At 57.7% G+C, this 7292-nt stretch carries 6 protein-coding genes and 1 pseudogene; 2 read left to right on the plus strand and 5 right to left on the minus strand.

What is annotated here, in order from left to right; translation table 11 throughout:
• Positions 1–431: 431 nt before the first annotated feature.
• Complete coding sequence (locus AB6804_RS31170) at positions 432–980, minus strand: hypothetical protein (RefSeq protein WP_370889736.1); 549 nt, start codon at positions 978–980, stop codon at positions 432–434.
• A 228-nt stretch (positions 981–1208) separates the two neighbouring features.
• Between AB6804_RS31170 and AB6804_RS31175 the strand changes: the two genes are divergently transcribed.
• The gene (locus tag AB6804_RS31175; protein WP_370889737.1) at positions 1209–1523 is read left to right on the plus strand and encodes a hypothetical protein; all 315 of its coding nucleotides are present in this window, start codon (positions 1209–1211) and stop codon (positions 1521–1523) included.
• A gap of 142 nt (positions 1524–1665) precedes the next feature.
• Here the strand turns inward: AB6804_RS31175 and dmeF are convergent, their stop codons facing one another.
• Positions 1666–2943: a CDF family Co(II)/Ni(II) efflux transporter DmeF gene (gene dmeF, locus AB6804_RS31180; RefSeq protein WP_370889738.1), complete on the minus strand. Its 1278-nt coding sequence runs from the start codon at positions 2941–2943 to the stop codon at positions 1666–1668.
• 9 nt (positions 2944–2952) lie between these two features.
• Positions 2953–3228, minus strand: a complete 276-nt coding sequence (locus tag AB6804_RS31185; RefSeq protein ID WP_370889739.1) for a metal/formaldehyde-sensitive transcriptional repressor — start codon at positions 3226–3228, stop codon at positions 2953–2955.
• A 148-nt stretch (positions 3229–3376) separates the two neighbouring features.
• Here AB6804_RS31185 and AB6804_RS31190 point away from each other — a divergent pair.
• Positions 3377–4439 (plus strand): annotated as a pseudogene (locus tag AB6804_RS31190) (DMT family transporter).
• Positions 4440–4524: 85 nt separating this feature from the next.
• Here AB6804_RS31190 and chrA read toward each other — a convergent pair.
• Together chrA and AB6804_RS31200 are read right to left on the minus strand one after the other, a co-directional pair.
• Positions 4525–5868, minus strand: a complete 1344-nt coding sequence (chrA, locus tag AB6804_RS31195) for a chromate efflux transporter (RefSeq protein WP_370889741.1) — start codon at positions 5866–5868, stop codon at positions 4525–4527.
• A 316-nt stretch (positions 5869–6184) separates the two neighbouring features.
• Positions 6185–7292, minus strand: a 1108-nt coding sequence (locus tag AB6804_RS31200) for a carbohydrate porin (RefSeq protein ID WP_370889740.1), incomplete at its 5' end; no start/stop codon positions are given.

The following is a 7292-nucleotide window of genomic DNA, read 5'->3' on the forward strand; positions in this document are numbered from 1 at the left end:
CCTCAAGGGTTCGCTGCGCGGACCTTACGCTCGCCCTTGACCCGCCAAACCACCCACTGAGAATTCAAAAGAGGCCGATTTCTCATGTGAGTGTCTTTCGATTTTGTGTTAGCCACGTCTACTTGCTTGTACGGCAACACCGCATAGAATCGCGCCCTACCAGCAAGCATCTAAGCGCTAAGTTGCGCAAGCATCGATGAATTCAACGCGCTTCTAGTCTCTGACTTACGCTGCGTGTCCCTTCAAGGGACGCTTTCGAGTGCGAACTGCTATCCGTGCTTCACTGTCGAAAAACACCGTTTCACCGTTCCATCTTTTTCGCAGCCGAGAACGGCTATATATTCGGAATGCGTTCTTGCATGGAGCGCATTCATCGTTTCGCCCGCCGCGCGCGGCGGGCATTTTTTCCGCGCAGCCATCGGGTAGGGCGACTAGCGCGATGGCGCAAACGGATTGATTGGTTGAACAAGCTTCCTGTCCTTCACACGCTCGAGCAGCTGTATCCGTTCCCAATCTGCAACCAACGCCTCCAATCCCTGCACCACGTTTGTTTCCAACGGTTGCAGCGCGGCGTCCCCCTTGAACGCAGCGCTGAAGGCAGCGTGCCATCGATACTGGAAGTAGGCGGAGACTTCTTCTATGCGTGCGGGCGTCGATGAATCCGCGTACATCACCGATTCAGGCGAGAAGACATCGTAGAAGAGAACATGCTGGTGCTCATTGACGACGGCAACAGTCGGCTCATCGCTAACAAGAAGCGACGCAATGAGCTGTATCGAGCCCTTCATGCCGCGCGGCGTCCTGAATATCCATATACGTTTTGGAAGTCGGTGTGAGAGCTCGACAATCTTATCGCTGTTGAAGCCAAGCAGGCCCAGTTGGCCCTTTTTGACGTTCTGCTCGAAACTCGACGAGTGAAAAAAGATATCCATCCCGGTCATCGACCCATTCTTGATTGCAAAACTCTTGCGACGGCTCAATGGTACCAATCGTGTGCCGTAACCCCGCACTCTCCCGCCACCACGCGCCGCGTGCGGAACCAGCAATACTGGCGCGCATGTGTCGTGACCTCGCGGCTGACAGGCTCGGCTCCCGTGACGACTTGAACTCGGCCTATCGCGCCCTACAATAGACGTTATCATGACCACGCCTTTCCGCGCACCTATATGACATTTCCCGTTAGCGGCGATTTGCGAGGGCAGTCAGAAATGCTGACCTTTTTGGTCATCTCACACCTTGCGACCAGATTCGCCGCCGGCCGCTGGATGTCAACAGAGAATACTGTCGAGTCTTCCGCCTACTGGTCCAAGGCGATACAGCGCGACGAAGATGTTGTAGCGCGTGTTATGTTGACAAGTCGAGCACTCTCGATTGCAAAGTGCATCGAACAGGAGACGGGCCTCACGCTAAGCGGCAGCGCTTTAGCTTCCATCTTCGACAGCAATCTGCGGCTGGACTTCTCGTCTGCAACGACCCGAGAAATCTACCACCGTTGCGAGACTTATCTCTTGGCGGTGAAGTAGTTCGTGGAGGCGTTCACTTGTTCGCTAGCAGTCCAGAAACTCGTAGACGCTTCGTGACGTCTCGTGTCGTTGGTTCAGTCTAAGGGTTTTAGCAGTCGTTCAAGCCGCGCTGTGAGCATGAATTGTCGAACCTGACTTTCGCTCAGGCTACCGCGCCAATATGATTGACCTCGACTGTTACATGCGACAGTCCTTTGAATCGCTCCAGCGCCGAGTGATAAAAGCTGGGAGTCCGTCGCGGCTCGTTCGTCATGACCGACACCACTGCGCTCACGTGGCCAGGTCCCACCCGCCAGACATGCAGGTCAATAACCTTGTCGCCACGGTCCTCGATAGCAGCACGGACATTCTCTGCCATGCGCCGGTCGGGATTCATGTCGAGAAGAATTGCACCGGTGTCCCGCATCAAGCCGTACGACCAGTTGGCAATCACGAGCGCACCAATCACGCCGGCCAGGGGGTCCATCCATAACCAGCCGAACGCGCGCGCCAGCACCAGCCCGATGATAGCCAGCACGGAGACCGCCGCATCAGCCATCACGTGAATGTAGGCCGACCGGATGTTGTGGTCTCGGGTCGCTGCCTCATGCGCGTCGTCGTGGTGCTCATGTTCTTCAAATTCGACTTCGTGCTCGCCTTCCGGCATTCGCACGATGGCTTTGAAGGTGTGCGGCTCAGGAATGTATTTCTTCGATTCCAGATAGTCGCCACGGTCAGCCAGCGCGAATACCTGTCGCGTCCCGTCGGGTCGGACTGTAGTGACGGACGTTCCAGAAGCGTCCAGCCTTGAACCACCCGTCGCCGGCGCAATCCGGAAAACGGACGGCACTCCATCCTCGAAGATGGAAACGGCAAACACACCGGAGGGCGCGAAAATCTTGTGCGCCGCGTCTTCGTGAGCATGGTCGTCGTGACCATGACTGTGGCCGTGACTATGACCATGGCTGTGTCCGTGGTCGCCGCCGCTTAGCAGCCACACGCTTGCGAGATTGACTAGCAAGCCGACCACAGCGATAGGAATCGCTTCGCCGAAGTGAATGTGCACCGGCGACAGAAAACGCGATACCGCCTCGTATCCAATTAGCAAAGCAATCATCGCAAGCACAATGGCACTCGTGAACCCTGCAAGGTCACCGAGCTTGCCGGTACCGAACACGAAGCGGGAGTCGGTGGCGTGCCTGCGCGCGTAGGTGTACGCCAGCGCTGCAATCAGCATTGCTCCAGCATGCGTCAACATATGCAGGCCGTCGGCGACAAGCGCAAGCGAGCCGAACATACTGCCGCCAACAATTTCAATCAGCATCATCGCGCTGCACAGGGCAATCACAGCCCATGTCTTGCGCTCGTTCTTTTCATGACCGGCACCCAGAAAGATGTGGTCATGTCCCGCGCCGAACGCGGCGTTGTCGAAATCACTCATTTCCTGACTCTATTTGAAATAGCTGTGAACAACTTCGATGAGTTGTTCCGTTGCGCTGCCACCGTGGTCCTCACCGTTATCTGCATCGACAAGGTGGTTTCTGATGTGGTCTTCCAGCACGACAGCCAGCAGGCCATTCATCGCCCCGCGGCAACTCGTAATTCGCTGCAAAACGTCCGAGCAACCGTGCTCTTCCTCAAGGGCGCGCTCGATGGCTTCGACCTGCCCCTTGATACGGCGAATCCTGTTAAGAAGTTTTTGTTTTCCCTGAACCGTATGACTCATTGCGCTCTCCGGATACCCCTGTGGGGTATGTAATCGCTCAAGTGTATCATAGGGGGTGGGGGTATGCGTTTGCACACGAACTTCTCCGTTCCGGCGGATTTCGCCGGATACTTCTCAAACTCGACAAATGTTTGTAGCCCGTCAATCCATGAACGCAAGTCACAACGCCGCATTCACCGCGCTGCTCGCAGCCGCATTGTTCGGCGCAACGACGCCTCTCGCTAAGACTCTGCTTGGGTCCCTTTCACCATTCATGGTCGCGGGCTTGTTCTACCTTGGTAGCGGTGTGGGACTCGCCGTGGGAATTCTCGTCCGACGTCTTCGGCGCACCTCCGGCGATAGACAAAACGAAAGCCGAATTCAGGTTGCTGAAGTGCCGTGGCTTTTCGGGGCAATCGCAGCGGGCGGGGTAGCCGGGCCTGCACTGCTCATGCTCGGCCTCAGCTCGACTTCTGCTGCAACCAGTTCCCTGCTATTGAACCTCGAAGGCGTTTTCACGGCGGTCATCGCTTGGGTGCTATTTCGAGAAAATGTAGACCTGCAGATATTTCTAGGGATGGTCGGGATAGTGCTGGGCGGCGTTGTGCTTTCGTGGCAGCCGGGCGCCGCTGGTCTCTCCCTTGGCGCGCTTCTCGTGGCAGCAGCCTGCGGTGCGTGGGCTGTCGATAACAATCTGACGCGGAAAGTGTCGGCGAACGACGCGATGGTCATTGCTTGCCTGAAGGGTCTTGTCGCTGGCTCAGTCAACCTTTGCATGGCGCTGGTTCTCGGCGCCCATCTGCCCGCCGTTGAGAAGATAGCGGCTGCGATGGTCACAGGCTTCGTTGGCTACGGCGTCAGCCTGGTTCTTTTTGTTGTCGCCCTGCGAAATCTCGGCACCGCCCGAACCGGCGCGTACTTTTCCGTCGCCCCGATATTCGGCGTTGCCTTGTCACTAATCCTCTGGCCCGAGGTGCCATCACTGTCTTTCTGGATTGCGGCTGTGCTCATGGCTTTGGGAATCTGGCTCCATTTCCGTGAGCGGCACGAGCATCCGCACACTCACGAGGTTCTGGACCATAACCATCGACATCGGCACGACGAGCACCATCAACATACGCACGACTTTGAGTGGGACGGGGGAGGAACCGCATACGCACCCCCATCAGCATGCGCCGATTACCCATACGCACGCGCATTTCCCTGATATTCACCACCGACATACCCATTGACGCGTCGGCCATTCAGAAACGGACAATGCCGTCTTACGTGTCGTAGCTTAGGCATCATCCGTGACTGATGCAGGTGCGAAGCACCTCAGGAGACAAACAGTCGAAGTGCGAGTCCGACTACACCAGAAGCGAGCACGACCGGTATTACCCCGACGTTGAACCGGAACAGCGCAATACCGGCGACCAGACCGATTAACAGCGACGGCCATTTGAATCCGCCTTGCATACCATGTGGCCACAACACGTGAATCGCGAAAAAAACGGCGAGGTTCACGATGACGCCGACCACGGCCGAAGTGATGGCAGTCAACGGCGCAGTAAATTTGAGATTGCCGTGAGTCGTTTCGATGAAGGGACCGCCGAGCAGAATGAACAGAAAAGACGGCAGGAATGTAAAGAACGTCACGACGACGGATGCGGCGACAGCCGAGGCGAGAACTGCGTCCGCTCCGAACACAGCCTTGGTCCAGCCACCTACGAACCCGACGAAGGAAACGACCATGATGAGTGGTCCAGGCGTCGTTTCTCCGAGCGCCAGGCCATCTATCATTTGCAACCCGGTAAGCCAATGGTAGTTATCGACGGCGCCTTGGTTCACATACGGCAACACCGCATACGCGCCCCCGAAAGTGAGCAACGCGGCTTTCGTGAAGAACCAAGCCATCTGCGTAAGCGTTCCCCTCCAGCCGTACACCAGCGAAAGCGCCGCGATGGCCGCGAGCCATATCAGCAGGAAAACCGCAAGCACGAAGGCGAATCGCTTCCATGTGAAGAGCGCGTGTCGAGGCGTTGGCGTGTCGTCGTCAATGAGTGCGGGGCCAAACGCCTTGTCGCCCGACTTGTGTCCGCCGCCGACCGCGAATCTGGTTGGAGCGAACTTACCTCCAAAGTGACCTATGATGCCGGCCACCAAAACGATGAGAGGGAACGGAACATTGGCTACAAAGATGGCGAGGAATGCCGCCGCTGCAATTGACCACAGCCAGGCGTTCTTCAATGCGCGAGAGCCAATTCTGTACGCCGCGAAGACGACAATGGCGGTGACCGCTGGCTTGATGCCGTAAAGCACGCCTGCAACGGCTGGGACACCGCCGAACGCCATATAGACCCAAGACAGCCCTATCAGTATGAAAAGCGACGGTAGTACAAAGAGGCCGCCTGCGATTACACCACCCCACGTCCGATGCATTAGCCAACCGATGTAGGTAGCGAGTTGCTGCGCCTCGGGTCCAGGAAGCACCATGCAATAGTTCAATGCGTGCAGGAATCGCTTCTCGGAAATCCAGCGTTTCCGCTCCACTAGGTCCTGGTGCATGATGGCAATCTGACCCGCTGGCCCTCCGAAGCTGATAAAGCCGAGCTTGAGCCAATACCACAGCGCTTGACCGAAGCTCACGGCCTCAACAGCATTGTCGCGCTCGTTGCTCATTTTGTTGTCTTGCGCCACTTTAGTCTGTCGCACTTGATACTCCACAGGCGGTAGTAACGGATGGTCGTCGGCAAATGGCTACGGCTCGACATTTTCCTGCAATCAACTCAGCGCGCATTGCAAGCCAAGGGTGACCGAACCGCAGTGGCGAACGGACCACGCATAACGGACCCAGGGATGCTCAGACGTTCAAACTGGACACTCGACTCACTAACCGCGCGAGCGGTCCGGCGCCCGCGCGCACCCGCTTTACCCGAGGTGGATGACCGGCTGCAACACCTGTCATGAGTCAGTGACTTCCATAATCGCACGCGGCTCAGAACACGATGTTTGTTCGTACGCCAAGAACGAACTCGTTGCCGATGCGCGTCGTCGCGTTATCCGGCTGCGGAATGCCTCCCGATGGACGCAAAAAATACTGCGCATCGGCCTGCATCATCCACCATGGGGTGACCTGATACTGATAGGTCGCCTCGATAACCGTCTCCGCGCTGCGTGATGGAAAGCCTGGTGTCGTGGCGGCCGTATCGCTGGCCAGCTCTTGTGCGTGTGAACCAATCTTCGCGTAGCCGACTGCCAGTCCGACCACGTCGTTGTCCCGCCCCTTGAACGGCGCCTTGAGCGTCACTCCAGCGTTCACGCCCAGGTCAACGAGATTGCGGTCGCCGGGAGCGCCCATGATTCGCGCGAACACATTGACCGACTGCGGGCTGTCTGCGGACGGTCGCCAGACCATCTGGTCGGCGACGGCGTAGAAGCTGTAGTTTCCCTTATGACTCTGCGGAATGCCCGTGCTTGCCGGATTCGCAAGCGAAAAGCCGGTGTTGTCGAACCGCTGGTCGGTGAGATGATTGTTGTTGTACCAGACGCCCAGTTTGTACGTGCCGGGCAGACCGGCGGGCTTCGGGTCGGCGGAGGTCTCAGACGGCTGGTTGATTGCATACTGCACCTCACCTATGAACAGTGCGCCGTTGCCAAGGCCGAAATTCGTTCCGTGGGCGTTCAGCTTCTGGGGGTCGCCTACGCCGGGCGCCGGATTGCCGTCGAACACCCCTGCGAGCACGGTCACCGCATCAGACGTCTTGGCACGCACACGCACGCCGAGCGACGACAGCGGATATGCCGGCCCGCCTGCCGGCATGTCCACGGACGGAAGCACCGGCCAGCCAAACGTCGCGTTCATGAACGGCGTCGCATGCTGGCTCACCATAAACTCCTGGTCGAGGCTTTGCTGACCGACCTTCACATCCATCTTGCCGCCCAGCAGCGTCTGCTGGTACCAGAGTTCCCACAGGCGCGTGGTCGCGTCGGCCTCGATGCCACTCGCGTTTTGCAAGGTCTGCAGATTGAAGCGCACCGGGTTTTCCGGAGACCTCAACTCCTGAGAGAATGAGGAAATGGAAAACATCGACAAAGCAAAACGC

This window comes from Caballeronia sp. RCC_10, from assembly GCF_041360715.1.
Lineage (GTDB): Bacteria > Pseudomonadota > Gammaproteobacteria > Burkholderiales > Burkholderiaceae > Caballeronia > Caballeronia grimmiae.